The sequence below is a fragment of the Streptomyces sp. NPDC056144 genome (assembly GCF_042264145.1).
Classification (GTDB): domain Bacteria; phylum Actinomycetota; class Actinomycetes; order Streptomycetales; family Streptomycetaceae; genus Streptomyces.
Map to the genome: position 1 here is coordinate 705,134 of NZ_JBHJVF010000003.1, position 22,093 is coordinate 727,226.

16 protein-coding genes are annotated in these 22,093 nt (G+C 72.7%); 6 read left to right on the forward strand and 10 right to left on the reverse strand.

Annotation, left to right across the window (positions count from 1 at the left end):
- Window positions 1-108 precede the first annotated feature (108 nt).
- The 8 genes from ACFC0Z_RS14035 to eccE form a co-directional block, all read right to left on the reverse strand.
- Window positions 109-1,104 carry an ABC transporter ATP-binding protein gene (locus ACFC0Z_RS14035; protein WP_376436562.1) on the reverse strand — a complete coding sequence of 332 codons (996 nt, stop codon included), beginning with the start codon at window positions 1,102-1,104 and terminating at the stop codon, window positions 109-111.
- On the reverse strand, window positions 1,101-2,075 hold the full coding sequence (locus tag ACFC0Z_RS14040) for an ABC transporter ATP-binding protein (RefSeq protein WP_376436565.1): 975 nt from the start codon (window positions 2,073-2,075) through the stop codon (window positions 1,101-1,103). Before ACFC0Z_RS14040 ends, ACFC0Z_RS14035 begins: the two co-directional genes overlap by 4 nt.
- A complete protein-coding gene (locus ACFC0Z_RS14045; protein WP_376436568.1) occupies window positions 2,072-2,959 on the reverse strand; it encodes an ABC transporter permease in 888 nt (295 codons plus the stop codon). The genes ACFC0Z_RS14040 and ACFC0Z_RS14045 overlap by 4 nt, the downstream gene beginning before the upstream one ends.
- Complete coding sequence (locus ACFC0Z_RS14050) at window positions 2,956-4,017, reverse strand: ABC transporter permease (RefSeq protein ID WP_376436571.1); 1,062 nt, start codon at window positions 4,015-4,017, stop codon at window positions 2,956-2,958. The genes ACFC0Z_RS14045 and ACFC0Z_RS14050 overlap by 4 nt, the downstream gene beginning before the upstream one ends.
- Window positions 4,018-4,020: 3 nt before the next feature.
- The gene (locus ACFC0Z_RS14055) at window positions 4,021-5,838 is read right to left on the reverse strand and encodes an ABC transporter substrate-binding protein (RefSeq protein ID WP_376436574.1); all 1,818 of its coding nucleotides are present in this window, start codon (window positions 5,836-5,838) and stop codon (window positions 4,021-4,023) included.
- Window positions 5,839-6,012: 174 nt separating this feature from the next.
- Entirely contained in the window at window positions 6,013-8,958 is a 2,946-nt protein-coding gene (locus ACFC0Z_RS14060) for an SCO5717 family growth-regulating ATPase (protein ID WP_376436576.1), read from the reverse strand.
- Window positions 8,959-9,063: 105 nt separating this feature from the next.
- On the reverse strand, window positions 9,064-9,903 hold the full coding sequence (locus ACFC0Z_RS14065) for a hypothetical protein (RefSeq protein WP_376436578.1): 840 nt from the start codon (window positions 9,901-9,903) through the stop codon (window positions 9,064-9,066).
- Window positions 9,903-11,231 (reverse strand): type VII secretion protein EccE, encoded by a 1,329-nt coding sequence (gene eccE, locus ACFC0Z_RS14070; protein WP_376436581.1) that lies wholly within the window; start codon window positions 11,229-11,231, stop codon window positions 9,903-9,905. Before eccE ends, ACFC0Z_RS14065 begins: the two co-directional genes overlap by 1 nt.
- A 221-nt stretch (window positions 11,232-11,452) precedes the next feature.
- Here eccE and eccB point away from each other — a divergent pair, with 221 nt between their 5' ends.
- From eccB to ACFC0Z_RS14090, 4 genes are all read left to right on the forward strand, one after another.
- On the forward strand, window positions 11,453-13,000 hold the full coding sequence (gene eccB / locus ACFC0Z_RS14075) for a type VII secretion protein EccB (RefSeq protein ID WP_376436584.1): 1,548 nt from the start codon (window positions 11,453-11,455) through the stop codon (window positions 12,998-13,000).
- Window positions 13,001-13,012: 12 nt separating this feature from the next.
- Window positions 13,013-14,305, forward strand: coding sequence for a type VII secretion-associated serine protease mycosin (gene mycP / locus ACFC0Z_RS14080; RefSeq protein WP_376436587.1), 1,293 nt, complete (start codon window positions 13,013-13,015; stop codon window positions 14,303-14,305).
- Window positions 14,306-14,506: 201 nt separating this feature from the next.
- Window positions 14,507-14,860, forward strand: coding sequence for a WXG100 family type VII secretion target (locus tag ACFC0Z_RS14085; protein WP_376436590.1), 354 nt, complete (start codon window positions 14,507-14,509; stop codon window positions 14,858-14,860).
- A gap of 71 nt (window positions 14,861-14,931) precedes the next feature.
- On the forward strand, window positions 14,932-15,219 hold the full coding sequence (locus ACFC0Z_RS14090) for a WXG100 family type VII secretion target (protein ID WP_376436593.1): 288 nt from the start codon (window positions 14,932-14,934) through the stop codon (window positions 15,217-15,219).
- Window positions 15,220-15,293: 74 nt separating this feature from the next.
- Here the strand turns inward: ACFC0Z_RS14090 and ACFC0Z_RS14095 are convergent, their stop codons facing one another.
- Together ACFC0Z_RS14095 and eccCa are read right to left on the reverse strand one after the other, a co-directional pair.
- Window positions 15,294-15,578 (reverse strand): DUF397 domain-containing protein, encoded by a 285-nt coding sequence (locus ACFC0Z_RS14095; protein ID WP_376436596.1) that lies wholly within the window; start codon window positions 15,576-15,578, stop codon window positions 15,294-15,296.
- 59 nt (window positions 15,579-15,637) lie between these two features.
- Window positions 15,638-19,591 (reverse strand): type VII secretion protein EccCa, encoded by a 3,954-nt coding sequence (gene eccCa, locus ACFC0Z_RS14100; protein ID WP_376436599.1) that lies wholly within the window; start codon window positions 19,589-19,591, stop codon window positions 15,638-15,640.
- A gap of 268 nt (window positions 19,592-19,859) precedes the next feature.
- Here eccCa and eccD point away from each other — a divergent pair, with 268 nt between their 5' ends.
- On the forward strand, window positions 19,860-21,335 hold the full coding sequence (gene eccD / locus ACFC0Z_RS14105; RefSeq protein WP_376436601.1) for a type VII secretion integral membrane protein EccD: 1,476 nt from the start codon (window positions 19,860-19,862) through the stop codon (window positions 21,333-21,335).
- Window positions 21,336-21,523: 188 nt separating this feature from the next.
- Entirely contained in the window at window positions 21,524-21,814 is a 291-nt protein-coding gene (gene rpsO / locus ACFC0Z_RS14110; protein ID WP_015036567.1) for a 30S ribosomal protein S15, read from the forward strand.
- Window positions 21,815-22,093 lie beyond the last annotated feature (279 nt).

Genomic DNA, 22,093 nt, shown 5'->3' on the forward strand with positions numbered 1-22,093 from the left:
CCCCGCCCGGGGTTTGGCGGCGGGGGGGTCCGGGGGCAGCGCCCCCGGTTTCGGGAAGGGGCGGGGTGGGGTGAAGGCCCCGCGCAGCGGCCCCCACCCGCGCCCCCCTCAGCCCCGCCCGTCCTCCACGGCCGCCACCCAGTGGCACGCCACCCCCTGCCCGCCCTCGCCCACGCCCCCGGCGAGGACCGGCAGGGGTTTCGTGCGGCAGCTGTCCGCGACCTCGGCCGCCGTGCCCGAGGCGAGGGTCTGGCAACGAGCGTGGAAGCGGCAGCCGGAGGGGATGCGGGACGGGTCGGGGGGTTCGCCGGTCAGGACGACCGGCGGTTCCGTCGACTCCGGAAGGACGGACAACAGGGCCTGGGTGTACGGGTGCCGGGGCGCCGTGAGGACGGACTCCACCGGTCCCGTCTCCACGATCCGGCCCAGGTACATGACCGCCACCCGGTCCGCGATGTTCCACGCGAGCCCCAGGTCGTGCGTCACCACGAGCGCGGAGAGCCCGAGTTCGTCGCGCAGCCGGAGCAGCAGGGCCAGGATCTCCCCCCGTACCGACGCGTCGAGGGACGCCACCGGCTCGTCCGCGACGATCAGTTCGGGCTCCAGGACGAGCGCGCCCGCGATGACCACGCGCTGCCGCTGGCCGCCGGACAGCTCGTGCGGGTAGCGCAGGAAGAAGCGCTCCGGCGGCCGGAGTCCGGCCCGCGCGAGGGCCTCGGCGACCGCCGCGCGCTCGTCGCCCGCGTACCCGTGGATCCGCAGGCCCTCCGCCACCGCCTCGTACACCGTGTGCCGGGGGTTCAGCGACCCGCTCGGGTCCTGGAGGACCAACTGCGCGCGCTTCCGGTACGACTTGAGGGCGCCGGAGGAGTACGCGAGCGGCTTCCCGTCGAAGGAGACCGTGCCCGACGTCGGCCGCACGAGCCCGAGGAGCGAGCGCGCGAGGGTCGTCTTGCCGCAGCCGGACTCGCCGACGAGCGCCACGATCTCGCCGGGCCCGATGTCGAGGTCGACCCCGTCCACCGCGCGCGCGGGCGGCGCGCCCCGCCGCCCCGGGAAGGTGACGTGCAGCCCCTGGGCGGTCAGAAGGGGCGGTCGGCTCATGACGGGCTCCCCACGTGTACGCAGGCGGCCCGGCGCCCCGCGCCCGCCTCCCGCAGTTCCTGGTCGAGCGTGGCGCACGCCGCCACCGCCACCGGGCAGCGCGGATGGAACGCGCAGCCGTCCGGCAGGTCCGCCGGGTCGGGCGGGTCGCCCGGAAGCCCGCGCGGCGCCCGCCGGGAGGAGAGGTCGCCGATCCGCGGGAACGCCGAGGACAGCGCACGGCCGTACGGGTGCGCCGCCGCCTCGTACACCTCCCGGGCCGGCCCCTCCTCGACGACCCGCCCCGCGTACATCACGGCGAGCCGGTCGCAGGTGTCGGCGAGGACCGCCAGGTCGTGGCTGATCATCAGGAGGCTGATCGACTGCTCGGCGACGAGCCCCTCGATCAGCCGCAGGATCTGCGCCTGGATCATCACGTCCAGCGCGGTCGTCGGCTCGTCCGCGACGATCAGCCGCGGATCGCACGCGAGCGCCATCGCGATCATCACGCGCTGCCGCTGCCCGCCGGACAGCTCGTGCGGATAGGCGGCGGCCCGCGCCGCCGGAAGCCCGACGTGTTCGAGCAGCTCGCCCACCCGCCGCCGGGCCGCCGCCGGGGTGGACCGGCCGTGCACGAGCAGCGGCTCGGCGATCTGGTCGCCGATCCGGTGCACCGCGTTCAGCGAGTGCATCGCGCCCTGGAAGACGATCGACGCGCCCGCCCACCGCACGGCCCGCAGCCGCCCCCACGACATGGCGAGGACGTCCTCGCCGTCGAGCAGGATCTCGCCCTCGACCCGTGCCGAGGCCGGAAGCAGCCGGAGCAGCGCGAGCGCGAGCGTCGACTTCCCGCACCCCGACTCGCCGGCCACGCCCAGCTTGCTGCCCGCCTCCAGGCTGAGGTCGACCCCGCGCACGGCGGGTACGGCCCCGGCGCCGGAGCCGTACGTCACCCTCAGGTCCCGTACCTCCAACAGGCTCTGTGCCGTCATCGACCCACCCCCAGCTTCGGGTTGAGCACGGACTCCACGGCGCGTCCGCACAGGGTGAACGCGAGCGCGACGAGCGCGATGGCGATGCCGGGCGGGGCCAGGTACCACCAGTGGCCCGAGGAGACCGCGCCCGCGTCCCGGGCGTCCTGGAGCATCCCGCCCCAGGAGACGACCGTCGGGTCGCCGAGTCCGAGGAAGGCGAGGGTCGCCTCGGTGAGGATGGCCGTCGAGATGCCGAGCGTGGTCTGCGCGAGCACGAGCGGCATCACGTTCGGCAGGACGTGCCGGGTCATGACGTGCCGGTGCCCGCCGCCGAGCGCGGTCGCCCGCTCGATGTACGGGCGGGACTCGACGGCGATGGTCTGCGCGCGCACGAGCCGCGCGGTCGTCGGCCAGGAGGTCACGCCGATCGCGAGGACCACCGTCCACATCGACCGGGACATGACGGTGGCGAGGACGATCGCGAGGACGAGCGTCGGCATCACCAGGAACCAGTCCGTGATCCGCATGACGACCGTCGAGAACCAGCCGCCGTAGTGCCCGGCGATGATCCCGACCAGCGTCCCGATGGCCACGGAGAGGGTGGCCGCGAGCAGCCCGACGAGCAGCGAGATCCGCGCGCCCCAGATCAGCAGGCCGAGCAGTGAGCGCCCGAACTGGTCGGTTCCGAGCGGGAATTCGGCACTCGGCGGCTCCAGGGCCGTACCCGGCGCCTCGGTCACCGACTGCACGTCCGCGCCGACGGTGAGCGGGGCCGTCAGCGCGAGCAGGGCGATCACGGCGAGCCCGATGAGCCCGTAGAGGCCGGCGCGACGGCTCCGGTACGCGGTCCAGAAGCGCCCCGCTGTCCTGCGGCGGCGCTCCCACACGAGGGAAGTGGTCATCGTCCCACCCGGGGATCGAGCAGCGGATAGAGCAGGTCGGCGATCAGGTTCATCAGGATCATCGCGCCCGCGAAGACCACGAACAGGCCCTGGACCAGCGGCAGATCGGGCACGCTGAGCGCCTGGTAGAAGAGCCCGCCGAGCCCCGGCCAGGAGAAGACGGTCTCCACCAGGATCGAACCGGCCGCCACGTGCCCCAGGTTGATGAAGATCATGGTGACGGTCGGCAGCAGCGCGTTCGGCACGGCGTGCCGGCGCCGCACGACGTCGTCCCGCAGCCCCTTCGCCCGCGCGGTGGTCAGGTAGTCGCCGCCCATCTCGTCGAGCAGCGAGGAGCGCATCACGAGCAGCGTCTGCGCGTACCCGACGGCGACGAGGGTCACCACGGGCAGCACCAGGTGGTGGGCGACGTCGAGGGCGTACGCGAAGCCGGTCTCGCCCGTCCCCGACTCCATGCCGCCGGTCGGGAAGAGCCCGGGGACCGGCCCCATGCCGACCGAGAACACGATGATGAGCAGCAGCCCGAGCCAGAACGAGGGCACCGACCACAGTGTGAGCGCGATCCCCGTGTTCAGCCTGTCCCCGAGCCCGCCGTGCCGCCAGGCCGAGCGGGTGCCGAGCCACAGCCCGAGCGCCGAGTAGATCACCACGGCGACCCCCGTCAGGAGCAGGGTCGCGGGCAGCTTCTCCGCGATCAGGTCCCCGACGGGTGCCCGGAACTGGAACGAGGTGCCGAGGTCGCCGCTCAGGGCCTTCGCGCAGTAGTCGGTGAACTGCTGCCACATCGGCAGGTCGAGCCCGAACTGGCGGCGCAGTGTGGCCAGTTGCTCGGCCGAGGTCGGGATTCCGTGTGTCATGGCCTTCACCGGGTCACCGGGGATGATCCGGAACAGGAAGAAGCTCGTGACGAGCACGGCGAGGAGCGAGACGAGCGCGCCGCCCAGCTTCCCCGCCGCGTGACGGAGATAGCCGAGGGAGGAACCGGTGCGGGACGCGCCGTCCGTGGCGCGGGCCTCTTCGGCCCGCGCCACGTCGGCGGGGGTGCTTGCCGTCGCCACCGGCTACTCGCGGTCGTCGGCGGTGGCGCGGCGGCGCATGCGGAGCAGGACGAGGGCACCGGCCACGACCACCACGGCCACACCGATTCCCACGATCAGCCCGGTGGACGAGCTCTCGTCGGTGGTGTCGTCCGCGGCCGCGACGGGCACGGCCGACCACCAGCTCCAGTAGCCGTCCTGTCCCCACAGGTTTCCGGCGGCCGACGGCATGGTGGTGATGGACGCGATCTGGTCCGTGCGGTACGCCTCCAGGGCGTTCGGGTAGGCCATGACGTTCATGTACCCCGTGTCGTACAGCCGGGACTGCATCCGCTTGACCAGATCCGCCCGCTTGGCGGCGTCGTACTCCACCGCCTGCTGCGCGTACAGCCCGTCGAACTCCTTGTCGCAGATGAAGTTGTCCGTCGCCCCGCTGTCCTTCGGCGTCGCCGGGAGCGCGCCGCAGGTGTGGATCGACAGCACGTAGTCCGGGTCGGGGTTCACCGACCAGCCGTCGAAGGCCAGGTCGTAGTCGCCCTTGACCCACGGGTCCGAGACGCTGTCCAGGCACTCCACCTTCAGCCCGATGCCGAGCTTCCCCCACCACTCCTGGAGGTACTTCCCGATCGCCTTGTCGTTCGGGTCGGTGGCGTGACAGAGGATCCGGAAGGACAGCGGCTTGCCGTCCTTGCCGAGCCGCTTCCCGTCGCCGTCGGTCCGGTACCCGGCCGCGTCGAGGACCTGCGCCGCCTTCGCGGGGTCGTACGCCCGCTTCTGCGCGCCCTCCGGCTTCCAGAAGTACGAGCCGAAGCGCGGCGGGATGTACCCCTCGCCCTCGACGGCGTGCCCCTGGAAGACCTTGCCGACGACGGTCGTCCGGTCGACGGCGAGGAAGAGCGCCTTGCGCACCTCCGGGTCGAGCAGTGCCTTGTGCCCGTTGCCGAAGGTCTTCCCGTTCTGCGCCTTGGCGCCCGGGTTGGTGGCGATGGCGTAGAAGCGGCGGCCGGGGGCGTCGTTGACCTTGATGTTCTTCTGCGACTTCAGCGCGTCCGCCTGGGCCGGCGTCAGGTTCGGTACGAAGGACACCTCGCCCTTCTGGAGCGCGGCGACGGCGGCGTCACCGTCCTTGTAGTACTTGAACACCAGCTCGTCGAACTTGGGCGCGCCCCGCCAGAAGGACTTGTTCGGCTTGAGCTTGATGTACTGGTCGACCTTGAAGTCCGTGATGACGAACGGGCCGTTCCCGACGATCGGGAACTGCTTGTCGTTGTTGAACTTCGAGAAGTCGTCGACCTTCTCCCAGACGTGCTTCGGCACGATCGGCACGTCGAGCGCCGTCATCGTCGCCTGCGGCTTCTTCAGCTCGATGACGAGCGTGCGCGGGTCGGGGGCGGTGACCTTCCTGAAGTTGGCGGTGAAGCTGCCGTTCGCGGTGGCGGCGTTCGGGTCCGTCATCATCTTGGTGAGGGTCCAGGCCGCGTCCTCGGCGGTGGCCGGCTTCCCGTCGGACCACGTCGAGTTCTCGCGGATCGTGTACGTCCACGTCAGCTTGTCCGGCGAGGAGGTCCACGCGGTCGCCAGGCCCGGGATCGTCCGGGCGTCCTTGGCGTCGTAGTTGGTGAGGTACTCGTAGGCCAGCCGGTGGATGCTGGTCGAGGTGAGCTTCTGGGCGAGGAACGGGCTCAGCGAGTCGATGCTCTGCGAGACGGCGACGGTGAGGGTGGCGGGACCGCTCTTCGGGTCGGCCGTCGCCTGCGCCTGCGCCGTGTGGGGGACGGCGGCGAGAGCGGTGGCGGCGAGTGCGGTGGCGAGCAGGAGTGGGACCTTCGTGACCATGACCATAGGACGTGACCTCGTGTCGTGGATCTTGGGGGCGCCAACTGGTGAAGCGAAGGTCTATCAGCGGCGCCGTACCGCGTCAACGATGTGTCATACCCCTTGTGGGCTGCGGGAATGCGGCGAGGCCCCGTATCGGATCACCGATACGGGGCCTCATTGGTCTACGCCTGTGACGCCCTACTGCTGAGGGGCTGGCGGTGCCTGCGGCGGTGCCTGCGGCGGCCCCTGCGGGTCGGCCTGCGGGGGAAGCGGCTGCCCCGGCTGTCCCGGCTGTCCCGGCTGTCCCGTCTGCTGCGGACCGGGCGGGGGAGTGCCCGGCGCGGGGTACGGCTGCCCGGGGGCGGGCTGACCCGGGGTGTACGGGGCCGAGCCGTACGGGGCCGAGCCGTACGGGGCCGAGCCGTACGGACTCGGCGGGTACGGCTCCGATCCGTGAGGCTCCGGCATCGGGGCCTGGCCGGGCATCGGGGCCTGGCCCGGGAAGGGCTGGGCGCCGGGAGCGGGGGCGTACCCCTGCGGCGGGTACGCCTGCGCGGGCAGTGGCTGCTGCTGCCCCGGCTGAGGCTGTCCGGGCTGCGACGGCCCGCCGTACGGCTGCCCGGGCTGCGGAGCCTGGGGCGCGTACGGCTGTCCGGGCGCGGGCTGTCCGGGCGCCGGCTGACCGGGGACGTACTGCCCGGGCGGGAACTGGCCGGGGAGGGGCTGCCCCGCCACCGGCGCTCCCGGCGGGAACTGACCCGGCGGGAACTGGCCCGGCAGGGGCTGTCCCTGACCCGGCGCGGTCTGCCCCGGCATCGACTGTCCCGGCATCGGCTGTCCGGGGGCGTACTGCCCCGGCGCGGGCTGCCCGGGCGGGAACTGCCCCGGTGCGGGCTGACCGGGGGCGTACTGCCCCGGCATCGGCGGCGCCATGTGCGGCGGCACCCCGCCCTGCCCGTCGCCGGTCCACAGCCCCTGCGCCTGCTGCGCGCGCACGAAGTCCTCGGCCACCATCGCCGAGAGGTGGAAGTACGCCTCGCGGGTCTTCGGCCGCATCATGTCGAGGTCCACCTCGGCGCCGGCCGACAGGTGCTCGTCGAAGGGCACGACCACGACACCGCGGCAGCGGGTCTGGAAGTGCTGGACGATGTCCTCGACCTTGATCATCTTGCCGGTCTCGCGCACGCCGGAGATGACGGTGATGGAGCGCTGCACCAGGTCGGCGTACCCGTGCGCGGAGAGCCAGTCGAGCGTCGTCGACGCGCTGGAGGCGCCGTCCACGGAGGGCGTCGAGATGATGATCAGCTGATCGGCCAGGTCGAGCACTCCGCGCATGGCGCTGTAGAGCAGGCCCGTGCCGGAGTCCGTGAGGATGATCGGGTACTGCTTGCCCAGCACGTCGATCGCGCGCCGGTAGTCCTCGTCGTTGAACGTCGTCGAGACGGCCGGGTCCACGTCGTTGGCGAGGATCTCCAGACCGGAGGGCGCCTGCGAGGTGAACCGGCGGATGTCCATGTACGAGTTGAGGTACGGGATCGCCTGCACGAGGTCGCGGATGGTCGCCCCGGTCTCGCGCCGCACGCGGCGGCCGAGCGTGCCGGCGTCCGGATTGGCGTCGATCGCGAGGATCTTGTCCTGCCGCTCGGTCGCCAGGGTCGCGCCCAGCGCGGTGGTCGTCGTGGTCTTGCCGACACCGCCCTTGAGCGAGATGACGGCGATCCGGTAGCAGGACAGGACGGGCGTGCGGATCAGCTCCAGCTTCCGCTGCCGCTCCGCCTCCTCCTTCTTGCCGCCGAGCTTGAACCGGGCGGCCCCGCCGGGGTTACGGCTCGACTTGGGCTTCTGCTTGTTGTTGCGGAGCAGCCGGTCCGAGGAGAGCTCGACGGCCGCGTTGTACCCGAGCGGGGCGCCCGGCACGGACCGCTCCCGCTGGTCGTGCGTCACGGGCGAGGGCCAGGACGCCCCCGTCCGGGGGTCGACCGGCGGCTGGGCGCCGTACGCCTGGGGCTGGTACGGCTGCGGCGGTACGGCTCCGGGCTGCGGGTACCCGTACCCGCCCTGCGGCGGCTGGGGCTGAGGCTGCGGCTGGGGCTGCGGGGGAGTGCCGGGGTGCGGGAACCCGTACCCGCCCTGAGGCTGCGGGGGCGTACCGGGCTGCGGGAACCCGTAGCCGCCCTGCGGAGGCTGCGGAGACTGCGGAGGGGGTACGGCTCCGGGCTGCGGGTATCCGTACGCGCCCGGCGCCTGCGGCGGTACGGGCGCGGGCTGCCCGGGCCAGGCGGCGGCGGGCGGCAGGGGCGCGGCCGGCTGGAACGCCGGGGGAAGCGGGGGGAGCGGTGCGGTGAGGGCGGCGTCGGCCTCGGGGGCGACGACCTCCTCCGTACCGCCGACGGCTTCGACGGGGGCTTCGACGGGGGCTTCGACCGGGGCGTCGACCGGGGCGTCCGCCGGGGCCTCGGCTTCGGGCGCCTCGACCTCGTCGTCGCCCGCGTCCTGGCTCTCGCCCGCGGTCTCCTCGGCGGCCTCGGCCGCAGGCTGCTCGTCGGCCACGGCCTCGGCCTCGGCCACGACATCCGTGTCGGCGTCGGCTTCGGCCTCGGTCTCGACTCCGCCCTCCGCCTCCGCCTCCACCTCCGCCTCGGCCTCGGCGGTCACGTCGGCAGCCGGGGCGTCCCCGGAGTTCTCGGCCGCCGCCCGCTCCTCGATCTCCTGCTGGAGCATGGCGGGCGAGAAGCGCATGGTCGCGGGCTCCTCGACGACCTCGGACACCACAGGCGCCACGGGAGGTATCGGCGCGACGGGCGGAACAGGGGCAACCGGCGCGACCGGCGCGACCGGCGCGACCGGAGCCGGCGGCATCGGCACAGGCGCAGGCATCGGCGTCGGCGGGACCGGCGGCTGTACCGCCCAGCCCGGCTCGAACCCGCTGCCCGCCGGGAGCCCCGGCACCGCGACGGGCACACCGCTCGGCGGCGGGGGAGTGGCGCCACCGCCCGCCGCACCGCCCGACGCGTTCTGCGTGTACCAGGCGGGCGGGGTGTAGTCGATGGTGAACTCACCCGTCATCTCAGCGGGATCCGCGTCGGACTGATCGTCGGCGGGCGGATTCCAACCCGCGTGGATCTCGTCGCGATCGCCGTTCACTTTGCCTCCTGGTGTGGTCGAGCACCCTTGTGCCGTCGAGGGCGGGGCCCGTCCAGCCTAATCGGCGGGGCATCCCGGAGGGCAGGCCCCATGGGCCACGGGCCGTCAGTCCATCCGGCGTGCGCCGCCGAGCAGCCCGGTCTCCGCGTCCGTGGCCTGCGTCATGACGAACTGCCGGTCGTTCGGGGTGCACCACAGGGTCACCCCGTCCGCGAGCGTGGACAGCGCCTCGTACTCGTGACGCGGGAGGCCCATGATGCGGCCGATCTGCGCCGCCTCGTCGGGGGAGACCCGCTGGACGCCGACGAGCGAGGACTTCTCCAGGAGGCGGGGCGCGACCGGGCTCAGATACGGGAGCAGGGTCACGACCGACTGCCAGGGTGCCGACACGACCCGGCCGCGCGGCGGCCGCATGCCGCAGTCGCGCACGACGACCACGGGGCTGCCGGCCGAGGCGCCCTGCGGAGGCACCCGGCCGACGTCGTGCAGCGAGATGCACGGCTGTCCGCCGCCGGCGGCCTGCGCGAGCCCCGTCCACGCCTGCGCGCGGCCGGTCTCGACGACCACCCGCGCGCCGGTGGCGGCGGCGCGCAGGGCGAGGACCTGCGCGGTCCACAGGCCGCCGATGAGCGTGACGTCGTAGGGGACGGGCCGGTTGATGCCGAGAACGGCCGCCCGGCTCTCGGCGTCGACGCCGATCACCACCCCGTCGTCGCCGACGGGCAGGGCCAGCGCGTCGAGCTGGTCGACGGGTACGGAGTGCCGGTCGCGGCGCGGCCCGACGAGCCCGAAGCCGAACCGGGGGCGCGCCTCCCGCCCCGTACGCCCGGACGTGCGGGGGGACCGGGAGGCCCGGGGCGACCGGCCGACCCCGGAGGCGGCGGGCGTCCCGGAGGGGCCGGGAGTTCCGGAGGGGCCGGGGGTCCCGAAAGCGGAGGAGGACATCAGCGCGCACCTCCCAGCGGCAGCGTCGCCAGCATGCCCGGCGCCTGCTCGCGGTCGAGCCGGACGAGACCCGTCCGCACCCCGCGGGCCGCGCGCTCCAGTTCGTGCCGCGCGGCGACCAGCTCCTCGTCGCTGCGCCCGGTGATCCGTACGTGTCCGGTCACCGTCACCTCCTGCCGGTCACCGCCGCTCAGCGTCAGGCTGAACGTCGTCGCGAGCGCGGGCAGCGAGGTCAGCAGGGCCACGAGCTGCGGCATCGACGCGCCCGCGCCGCCCCCGGCACCGCCCAACTGGGGCCAGCGGCCCACCCAGTACGTCGTGTGGCGGCGGTCGTCGACCCGCCAGGTCCGCGCGGTCTCCTGCGTCCGCCGCGGCTGCGCCTGCCCGCGGCCGGCCTGGGTGATCGCCATCGGGCTCGCGCAGGACGAGGTGGCGAGCGCCGACACGAGCTCCTGCTCGGTCAGCACGCTCGCCCGGAACCCGGCGCCCGCGAGCCTGCTCGCCAGCTGGTCCGCCGTCCGCACCACGCACTTCTGCGCGCCCGTCATGCCGCCGCCGCGCGCGGCGACCGCCTCCGGGCACAGTTCGGGATCGAGCTTCAGCGCGATCCAGGTGATCCGCACGGCGGGCGCGCCCGACTGCGCCTGGAGCGGCCCGTAGTTGCGCGCGGCCACCGACTGCGCGGGCAGGTGCGGAGCGGGCGCGGGCTGCGTGTGCTGCACGATCTGCGCGGACTCCAGACGGATGCCGTCCACGCTCAGGACGTCCCGGACCAGGCCGACCGGCAGCGGCTTCGCCGCGCGGTCGGGCCGCAGCGCGGTGCCGTCCGACTCGACCCGTACGACCGCCGTCAGAAACGTTCCGTCACCGATCATCCCGACCGGCCGCCGGTCGCGGTCGCTGTACGCGTACGTGCGCAGCGCCGGATCGCACTCGACCACCGGGGCGAGCCCCGGCTCGGTCCCCTCGGGCACGGTGAAGGAGGCCGCCCGGCGGGTCCGCGCGCGCAGCGCGAAGAAGGTGCCGAGCCACTCGGGCAGCGAGCGCCGGTGCCTGCGGACGACCGCGAGCAGGACGAGGACGAGGGCGACCGCGCCCGCCGGGACGAGCAACAGCCGGTCGACGACCCAGGCGACGACGAGCAGGGCCGCCGCCACCTCGATCAGTACGAGCTGTTGCAATCGGAACGAACCGAAGTGTCCCGGGCGCGCCTGGAGCCTGGGGGAGACCGAGGCCGCGGCCGGCGAACCGGCCTGCGCGCCGGGGCCCGTGGGCGGGGGCGCGGAGGCGCCGGCCGCGGCGGGCCGTGTCCGCGTCGCGGAAGCCATGATGGAGAATCCCCCTCAATTCGTCCCGATGTGCGTCCCGATGGCCCTGGCCTGCCGGGGCTTTGGGGGCCGGATCACCCTACCCGCCCCACGGGCGGCCAGGGACAGCAGGCATAGTAGGGGGCCGGTCCGGAAGGCGGGGCCCGGGCGGCGGTTCCGGTGTACCGCGCGCGAGGCGGCGCGCGGACCGCGAAGACCGCGCCCGACGAGAAGGGGGACTCATGGCATCGCGCCGGGACGAGCTCAACGCGTACACCTTTGCGAAGAAGCGCACGGTGGCGGCATTCCTCCAGCCGTCGCCCTCCGGCACGGAGGAAGGCGCGCCCAAGCCGCTGCGCGCGATCGTCCCCGGACTCGTCGTCGGCGCCCTGGTCATGGCCGGCTTCGGCGCCTGGGGCATGTTCAGCCCGCAGGCCCCCAAGGGCTGGGACATCCCCGGCACCCGGGTCATCGTCGGCAAGCAGTCCACGACCCGGTACGTCGTCCTGGAGACCGGCAAGGGTGAGGACAAGAAGACGCTCCTGCACCCGGTCCTCAACCTGGCCTCCGCGCGTCTGCTGCTCAATCCCGACCAGTTCCAGGTCGTCCAGGTCGACGACAAGAAGCTCGACGAGGGCAAGCAGCGCGGCCCGATCCTCGGCATCCCGTACGCCCCCGACCGCCTCCCCTCCGCCGAGGACGCCGGAAAGAAGAAGCGCTGGGCCGTCTGCGAACAGCCCGGCGGCGGCAAGGGCGCCAGCGTCCAGAAGGCCACCTTTCTCTTCGCGGAGCGCGACCTCGCCCGCACCGGGGGCGCGAACAAGCTCAAGGACGGGGAGGTCCTGTACGTCAAGGGCCAGAAGGACAGCGCCCAGTTCCTCGTGGACCACACGGGCACCAAGTACCCGCTGAAGAACGACTCCCCCGTGCTGCTCACCACCCTCGTCGGCCCCGGGAAGCAACCGCAGCCCGTCACCGACGACTGGCTCGCCACCCTCAAGACCGGCGACCCCGTGGACTTCCCGCGCATCGACGGCGAGATAGGCGCGCCCGCCGACATCCCCGGGAACACCCTCAGCGGCACCGAGAACCGCGTCGGCATGGTCCTCAACACCAAGACGGGCGCCGGCCCCCAGGACTACCTGGTCCTCAAGGGCAAGGTGCAGCCCGTCTCGCCGTTCACCGCCTGGCTGCTCATCAACTCCCCGCAGACCGAGCGCCTCGACATGAACGGCGACCGCACGGCCGTGGACGCCGCCTCCTTCCAGCCCGACCAGGCGGAGTTCAACGCCGGTGCCGACTGGCCGCGGAAGCAGTCCAGGACGGTCAACGCCTTCACCGGCGCGGGCGCCCGCGACACCGTCTGCAGCGTCCTCCTCGACGTCGACGAGAAGGGCGGCACGACGCTCGCGACCTGGGCGGGCACCGAGTACCCCGCCGAGATCACCGCCGGCGGCACCAGCACGTACGTCACCCCCGGCAGCGGCCTCCTCTACACCCAGGTGCAGGGCAACCAGAAGACCGACGAGGGCGGTTCCCTCTTCCTCGTCACCGACACCGGACTGCGGTACGCCGTCCAGGCCAACGGCGACAGCTCCTCCGCCCGCTCCGAGATCGGCGCGGGGGAGCAGGAGCAGCAGGCCGACGGACGCCCGGAACCGGCCGACGCGCAGAAGCGTCTCGGCTACGCGAAGGTCGTGCCGGCGGTCGTCCCCATCGAATGGTCCGAGTTCCTGTCGAAGGGTCCCCGGCTCGACACCAACAGCGCTCGCCAGCCGCAGGGTTCCTAGGAGGTGACACGGGTGACGACGACGTACCGCGCGGCGGCCCTGCTCACCGCCGCCGCCCTCACCGCCCTGACCGGTCTGACCGGCCTCCTCGCGAGCCCCGCCGCCGCGGCCCCGGCCGCCGACGCCCCGGCCCCGGAATCCGCTCACGGCTGGGCGCTCGACGGCGGCGGCGAGTGCACCTTCCCCATGAAGAAGCAGATCGAGGGCACCCCCTGGCCGCTCCAGCGGGTCCTGCTCGACGAGCTCTGGCAGGACACCAAGGGCGAGGGCGTCCGCGTCGCCGTCATCGACACCGGCGTGGACGACGTCAACGCGCAGCTGAAGGACGCCGTCGACGCCAAGGCGGGCAAGGACTTCCTCAAGCCCGACAAGAAGAACCCCGGCTTCGGCGACGAGAAGCGCGGCAAGACCGACGGCACCGTCGACGAGGTCGGCCACGGCACCAAGGTCGCCGGCATCATCGCGGCCCGCCCGCGGCCGGGCACCGGCTTCGTCGGGCTCGCCCCCGACGCGAAGATCATCCCGATCCGGCAGAACGACGAGAAGAACAGCGGCAAGTCCGACACCATGGCGCAGGCGATCGACCACGCAGTCGCCAAGGGCGCCCACGTCATCAACATCTCGCAGGACACCACCGAGCCCCTGGCGCCCGACTCGCCCATGGGCAAGGCGGTGGCCCGCGCGCTCGACAAGCAGATCGTCGTCGTCGCCTCGGCGGGCAACGACGGCATGAACGGCCGGCTGAAGACGACCTACCCGGCCGGCTTCCCCGGCGTCCTCGCCGTCGCCTCCTCCGACCGGAACAACGAGCGCGCCGCCTTCTCCCAGTCCGGCACCTTCGTGGGCGTCGCCGCCCCCGGCGTCGACATCGTCTCCACCGTCCCCGGCGGCGGCCAGTGTGTCGACAACGGGACGAGCTTCTCCGCGCCGTACGTCGCCGGTGTCGCCGCCCTGCTCCGCGCCAAGTACCCCCGGTGGACGGCCGCGCAGATCGTCACCCGGATCGAGCAGACCGCGGTCCGCTCGATCAACGGCCGGGACGACTACGTGGGTTGGGGAGTCGTCGACCCGGTGCGGGCGCTCGCCGACGCCCCCGGGACGCCGCCCTCCTCGCCCGTGCCCGACCCGGACCCGCCGAAGCCGCCGACGCCCGAGGTCGCGGCCCTGGCGCTGTCGGAGACGCCCCAGGAGCGCTCCGAACGGCTCGCCACCTACGCGTTGGGGATCGGGGGCGTACTGGTGGCCGTGGTCGCCGGAACCGCCACCGTGATCCGCGACAACCGCCGCAGGAGAGGGGCTCACTGAGGGATGCGTGGTGGACCCACCGGGCGTATTTCCGGTGTCTCCTTTGCAGTTGGAACCGCCGCCGCCCATGGCTAAAGTGGTCGCGGGCCGCACGACAGTGCGAACCCCGCACGGGGGCGGCATCAGAAGATTCCCGTCCGCATCACGACCGGATGGCACGACGGCCCGGCCGTCGACGCCACCGAAGGAAGAAGGGGCAAGATGTCGAAAGACCTGAACGTCACCAGTGCCGAACAGATGCGGCTGGCCGGCCGCATCCAGGACTTCTCCGACGAGCTCCAGGCCCGCATCACCTCGCTCAACAGCGTCGTGGACCGCGTGCAGGCGGGCTGGCAGGGCGCCGCCAGCAAGGAGTACGACCGGGTCCAGAACGACCTGAACATGCGCCTGCGCAGCATGCGGAACGAGCTGGCGAAGCTCGAGGAGATCATGCGCATGAGCGCCGACGGCTTCTCGCGCGAGGAGGAGGACCGTCTGCGCTCCTTCCGCACGATGGACGCCAGCGGCGGCGCCGGTTCCGGCGGCGGCAACCAGAGCGCCATCCTCGGTATCTGAGCGACCCCAGGTATCCGAGCCCACGGGCTCGACCAGTCCTCCGCGCCACTCTCACTCCAGGAGTCAACACCATGACCACTGCGGTCAATTACGACACCGTGACGCAGGCGGCGGCCGACACCCGCCTGACCTCCTCCACCCTCACCCAGAAGCTCGAAGACCTCATGACCGAGGTCAACCGGGTCGCCGGCAACTGGGAGGGCGAGGCGAAGATCGCCTACCGCGAGACCCAGGACCGCATCACCCGCGACCAGGCCGGCATGAACCAGGACCTGGCGCGCATCGCCCAGCTCCTCGACGAGTCGGTCGTCGGCTACCAGGACACCGACCGCGGCAACGCCGCCCGGTTCCGCATGTGACCCACGGCGAACATGCCTGAGGGGGTGGCCCGTTGACGAAACGGGCCACCCCCTCACGCGTACGCGCGTACCGCCTACTTGAGGTCGAACTCGCCGTCCCGCGCCCCGAGGACGAACGCGTCCCACTCGGCCTTCGTGTACCGCAGCACCGTCTCCTTGTCGAGCGAGGACCGCATCGCCACCCCGCCCTCGGGCAGGTAGGCGATCTCCACGCGCTCCTCGTCGGGGCTGGTGCCCGGGGCGCCCTGCCACTCGACGCCGGAGATGTCGAGGGCGTACAACTCGTCCTTCTGACGCTGCTTCTCGGCGGCGCGCGCGGCCTCGTCGAGCTCGGCGGTGGTCTCGTGGGCGTCGGACATCGGCGCATTCCCTTCGGCGGTAGCGGTCCCTCCCACAGTAGTGGGAGGGACCCCTCCGCTCAGTGCTGTTCGGGAAGCCAGCCCAGCTGCACCAGCGGCGTCCCCCGCTTGCGCGAGACGAACGTCGCCCGCCCCGGAGGCATCGGCCGCGCCCGTACGCCTCCGACGATGTCGCCCTCCTGCGGATCGCCGGAGAGGATCAGCGCCTGCGCGCCCAGCTCCCGCACGCGCTGCATGAACGGCTCGTACATCGCCCGCGAGGAACCGGCCTGGTTGCGTGCCACGACGAACCGGATGCCGACGTCCCGCGCGAACGGCAGGTTCTCCACGAGGACCGACAGCGGATTCCCCGAGTTGGTCGCGACCAGCTCGAAGTCGTCGACCAGCACGAAGAGTTGCGGACCCGACCACCAGGAACGGTCCCGCAGCTCCTGCGGGGTGATGTCCGGCTTCGGCGCCCGCCGCGTCATCACCGTGTTGATGGCGTCCATGTGCATCTGCATGGCCGAGGCCATCGGCGCGTACTCCAGGAGGTGCGAGGGCGCCACCGCCTCCAGCATCGTCCGCCGGTAGTCGCCGACCACGATCCGCGCCTGCTCCGGCGTGTACCGCTCGCACAGCTGCTTGGCGATCAGGCGCAGCAGCGCCGTCTTGCCGGACTCGCTCTCGCCGAAGACGAGCAGGAACGGATCCGACTCGAAGTCGACGAAGACCGGCTCCAGATTCGTCTCGTCGATGCCGACCGCGATGCCGTGCTGCGGGTACTCGAAGCCCTTCGGCAGCTGCTCCGCCGGCAGCCTGCGCGGCAGGAGCCGCACCGCGGGGGCGGGCGCCCCGGTCCAGCTCGTCTTCACGGCCCGCACGAAGGCGGCCGTGCCGTCCGCGAGGTCCGCCGCCGAACTCGACCCGTCGACGCGCGGCAGCGCGCCCATGAAGTGCAGCTTCTCCGGCACCTGGCCGCGCCCCGGCACCCCGGGCGGCACGTTCGCCGCGACCTTCCGGTCGAACTCGGAGTCCATGACGTCGCCGAGCCGCAGCTCCAGGCGGCCCAGCATCTGGTCCTTGAGCGCCGCCCGCACCTCCATGTACCGGGCGGCGGTGATCACCACGTGGATGCCGTAGCCCAGACCGCGCGCCGCGATGTCCGCGACGATCGGCTCCAGCGTGTCGTAGTCGTTGCGGAAGCTCCCCCAGCCGTCCACGACCAGGAAGACGTCGCCCCAGGCCTCGCCCGGCAGCTCGCCCGCCGCGCGCCTGCGCCGGTACGTCGTCATCGAGTCGACGGCGTGCGAGCGGAAGAACTCCTCCCGCCGGTTCAGGACGCCGAGGACCTCGGCGACCGTGCGCCGCACCCGCTCCGGGTCGAGCCGCGAGGCGACGCCGCCGACGTGCGGCAGGTCGGCGAGCGCCACCATGCCGCCACCGCCGAAGTCCAGGCAGTAGAACTGCACCTCGGCCGGGGTGTGGGTGAGCGCGAACGACGAGATCAGCGACCGCATCAGCGTCGACTTCCCGGACTGCGGACCGCCCACCACCATCATGTGACCGGCCGCGCCCGAGAAGTCCCGGTACAGCACCTCGCGCCGCTGCTCGAACGGCTTGTCGATGAGCCCGAGCGGCACGGTGAGCGCCCCCTGCCGGGTGTACTCCGCCGCCGTGAGCCCCCGGTCCGCCGTCTGCGTGAGCCCGGGAAGCAGCTGGTCGAGCGAGGGCGCCTGGTCGAGCGGCGGCAGCCACACCTGGTGCGCCGGCACGCCCTGCCCCTCCAGGCGGCGCACGATCACGTCGAGGACCGTGTCCGCGAGCGCGTCGTCCTCCTCCTTGCGCCGCGCCGTCAGGTACGCCGGGTCCGGCGCCGCGTAGACCACCGGCACCGGAGCCGCCGTGAACAGCGCGGGCCGCCGCTCCACCGGCATCTGCCCGATCTCCAGACGCGGCCCGCCCGGACGGTGCGTCCCGGAGACGTACGCGGCCTTGAACCGCGTCATCTCGTCCGTACCGAACTTCAGGTAGCCGGAACCGGGCACCGACGGCAGGTGGTACGCGTCCGGGACGCCGATCGCCGTCCGCGACTCCGCCGCGGAGAAGGTCCGCAGACCGATCCGGTACGAGAGGTACGTGTCCAGGCCGCGCAGCTTGCCCTCCTCCAGGCGCTGCGAGGCGAGCAGCAGATGCACGCCCAGGGAGCGGCCGATGCGGCCGATCTGGATGAACATGTCGATGAAGTCGGGCTTGGCCGTGAGGAGTTCGGAGAACTCGTCGATCACGAGGACGAGCGAGGCCAGCGGCTCCAGAGGAGCACCCGCTGCCCGCGCCTTCTCGTAGTCGTGGATGTTGGCGTAGTTGCCGGCCGAGCGCAGCAGCTCCTGGCGCCGCTGGAGCTCGCCGCGGATCGCGTCGCCCATGCGGTCGACGAGCGTGAGGTCGTCCGACAGGTTGGTGATGACCGCCGCCACGTGCGGCATCTGCGACATGCCCGCGAAGGTCGCGCCGCCCTTGAAGTCCGCGAGGACGAAGTTCAGCGTCTCCGAGGAGTGCGTCACCGCGAGACCCAGGACCAGCGTCCTCAGCAGCTCCGACTTGCCGGAACCCGTCGCGCCCACGCACAGGCCGTGCGGGCCCATGCCCTCCTGCGCCGCCTCCTTGAGGTCCAGCATGACCGGCTGGCCGTCCTCGCCGACACCGATCGGCACGCGCAGCCGCTCGGCCACCGTCCGGGGCCGCCAGGTCCGCGCCACGTCCACCGACTCCGCGTCCCCGAGGTTCAGCAGATCCGTGAAGTCCAGGTTGGCGAGGAGCGGCTCGTCGTCGTCCCCGCCGCCCATCCGCAGCGGCGCCAGCTGCCGCGCCAGCGCCTCGGCGGCCGCCAGGGACATCCCGTCCGGCTGCCCCTCGTACGCGTAACCGCCGCCGAACTCCAGACTCAGCCGCCCCGGCCGCACCACCACGGAGAGCCCGCCGCGCGGCTCGTCGAGCTCGCCCGACACGACCTCCACGATCGTCACGCCCTGGAGCCCCTCGGCCGCCGCGAGCAGCGAGTCCGGCGGCACGATGCCGCCGTCGAGCACCACGACCACGTGCGGCTGGTCGAGGACCGGCTGGTTGTCCCGGGAGAACCGCGGCCGCCCGTCCAGCCGCGACCGGATCGGCCCCTCCAGCTCGCCGAGGTCGTCGCCGAACAGCCGCTTCGTACCGGCCCCGTCGACCTGCCCGGGTATCTGCGCGTGCGGCAGCCACTTCGTCCAGTCCCACCGCTCCTGCGAACCGCGGGCCGCCACGACCGCGAGCATCAGGTCGTCGGGGGAGTGCAGCGTCACCAGCTGAGCCACGAGCGCCCGGGCCGCCGCCTGCGCCGACTCCGCGTCGCCCGACACCGTCACGTGGTAGAACGCCCGCATCGAGACCGCCATCGGCAGCCCGTCCAAGGTGCCGTGCACCGCGAGGAACTGCTGCATCGCGCCCGCGCACAGCGGCTCGAGCTCGTCCACCGGCGCCGTGTCCGGCGCCACCAGCGGAGTCGCCAGCTGCTGCGCGCCGAGCCCGATCCGCGCCTGCCCGAAGTCGTGGTCGCCGACCCGCCGCTCCCACACCCGCGAGCCCTCGGCCACGACCGACCACAGCTGCTCGGGGGAGGGGTGCAGATAGAGCTGGGCGTCCCGCTGCTTCCGCGCCGTGCGCCGGACGGTACGCCGCGTCTGCGCGAGGTATTTGAGGTAGTCCCGGCGGACATCGGCCATTTGCCCCTGCGTACCGCGCCGGAATCTGACGAACTGGGCGACGGCCATCGCGACCGTCGACGCCAGCATCAGCACGCCCATGATCCGCATGATCGGAGACGGCGTCATGAAGAAGAAGACCACCGACGAACCCATGCCGAGCATCGGCAGGAGCTGCATCAACGCCGACTCCTGCTGCCCCCGCGGAAGTTCCGGCGGCGACTCCAGGACCAGTTCCTCACCGGGCACTTCCGGCGGAAGCGCCCTCGGCGGGCGTTTGACGACGATCTGGCTCACCGGCGCATCAATCCCTCGTAGGAGGCGGGCTCGTGGCGGGACCTCCCGCCCCGGCACCCCTGTCGGGCCCGAGCACGCGGACTTCCCCCATGGGACGGCGATCCTACTTGCAGCCCCCCGAGGGGGACCCCGGTAGGGTGGCGCGCGCACCGTGCGCAACCGCGAATCAGGCCGGGCGCGACGCGAACCAGGCCGGACACGAACGCGCTTCGGACGGACACGACCGCGCTTCAGACGGGCGCAACCGCGAATCAGGGGGTCCAGACACGTGAGTACGACCGCAGCGACCGGCTTCTGCCGCGTCACCGTCGTGGCGCCGGACAGCCGCATCGACGTCGCGCTCCCCGAGGACATCGCCGTCGCCGACGTCTACCCCGAGATCCTCCGGCTCACCGGCCAGACGCAGGCCCCCGGCACCCCCACCGGCTACCACCTGGTACGCCGCGACGGCTCCGTCCTCGACGGCGCCCGCACCCTCGTCGCCCAGCAGGTCCTCGACGGCGAGGTCCTCTCCCTGCGCCCCTTCGCGCAGTCCCTCCCGCCGGCCGTCTACGACGACGTCTCCGACGCCGTCGCCTCCGCCGTCACCCGCGACCGCCACCTCTGGGGCGACGAGCTGCTCCGCGGCGCCGGCCTCGTCGGCGGCGTCCTGCTGCTCGTCCTCATGGGCTTCGTCCTCTGGTTCGCCGACCCGGTCCGCCACGACATGCACAGCCTGCCCGGCATCATCGCCGGAGCGGCGGGACTCCTCCTCACCGCCTTCGCCGGCGTCCGCGCCCGCGTCTACGGAGACCGCGCCACCGCCGTCGCCCTCGGCCTCGGCGCCCTGCCCCTGCTCCTCATAGCCGGCTCCGGCATCGTCGCCGCCGACCCCGGCGAGGGACCCGGCCGCCTCCAGTTCCTCCTCGGCTGCGTCACCGTCCTCGTCGCCTCGGTCGCCCTCGTCGCCCTCACCCCCAGCGGCGACGCCCCCTTCGTCGCGGCCACCTTCCTCGCCACCGTCGGCACCCTCGCCACCTTCGTCGCGATCCTCACCGAGAGCACCGCGACCGAGACCGCCGCCGTCTGCGCCCCCGTCGCCATCGGCCTCGTCGCCTTCCTGCCCGGCCTCTCCGCCCGCTTCGCCCGCCTCCCCATCGGGTACGCGGCTCCGCGCAGCGCCGCCGACGACGAGTTCCTCGGCGACCCGCAGCCGGCCGGCGACGACATCCGGACGGTCGACGGCGAGCGCATCGCCCTCCAGGCCCGCCGCGGCCACGAGATGCTCCTCGGCCTCGTCGGCGGCTGCGCGGCCGTCGTCGTCGGCTCCGCCGCCGTCCTCGGCTTCGCCGGAAACCTCTGGGGCCAGCTCCTCGCCCTCGCCGCCGGCCTCGCGATGCTGCTCCGCGCCCGCCTCTTCCGCTACACCTCGCAGGTCGCCTGCGTCCTGGTCGCCGGCCTCGCCGCCGTCGCGCTCCTCGTCCTCGGCCTCTCCCTCAACCCCCCGGCCGACCTCGTCGAGGACCTCCTCATGTACGGGGACCGCGGCGGCCTCGACATCCGGACGATCTGGCTCACCGCCTCCGTCGCCGCCGGCGCCGCCCTGATCACCGCCATCGGCCTGATCATCCCGAAGAAGGGGCTCTCCCCGTTCTGGGGACGCCTCCTCGACCTCGCCGAGGGCTTCGTCCTCCTCTCCCTCGTCCCCCTCTGCCTCGCCGTCCTCGACGTCTTCACGGCGGTCCGCTCCCTCACGAGCAAGTAACCCGGCGACAGGCCGCTCCCCCCACCTGGTACGCTGTGTGACGGCCGTTTGTGTACGCGCTTCCGGAAGTCCTCCCAGGCTCTGGAAGCTGCGCCCATCGGACCTTCGCCCGCCGAGTCACGGAAGCTTCCCCTGAGACCTAGACCAGGGGCACTCGCGGGCGCACGAACATCCAAGAGGAGATCCGCGTGGCTCTCGACGCCGCTGTCAAGAAGCAGATCATGGCCGAGTTCGGCACCAAGGAGGGCGACACCGGCTCTCCCGAGGTCCAGGTCGCGATGCTGTCCCGTCGCATCTCGGACCTGACCGAGCACCTCAAGCAGCACAAGCACGACCACCACTCCCGTCGTGGCCTGCTGATCCTCGTCGGTCAGCGTCGCCGCCTTCTCCAGTACCTGGCGAAGAAGGACATCCAGCGCTTCCGTACGCTGGTCGACCGCCTCGGCATCCGCCGCGGTGCGGCCGGCGGCGCCAAGTAAGCACGCCGTGAAGGGAGCGGTTCCCACTTTCAGGGGGCCGCTCCCTTTGCTGTACGTGCACAAAGTGCACACAGGCACTTAGTCTGGTCGCACAACCCCATACGACGGACGAGCGAGAAGCCCGCCGGCATCGCCGCCGGTCCTCGGTAGTGGCCCCCGGAACATGCCGGGTGCTTCGATCGAAGACCGGCCCGCACCCAAGGCGCGCCTCTCCGCCCCGTCGACCCCGTCCCCGGCCACACGGGCCCCGGACGCAAAGACGAACACGTAGGAGAAACC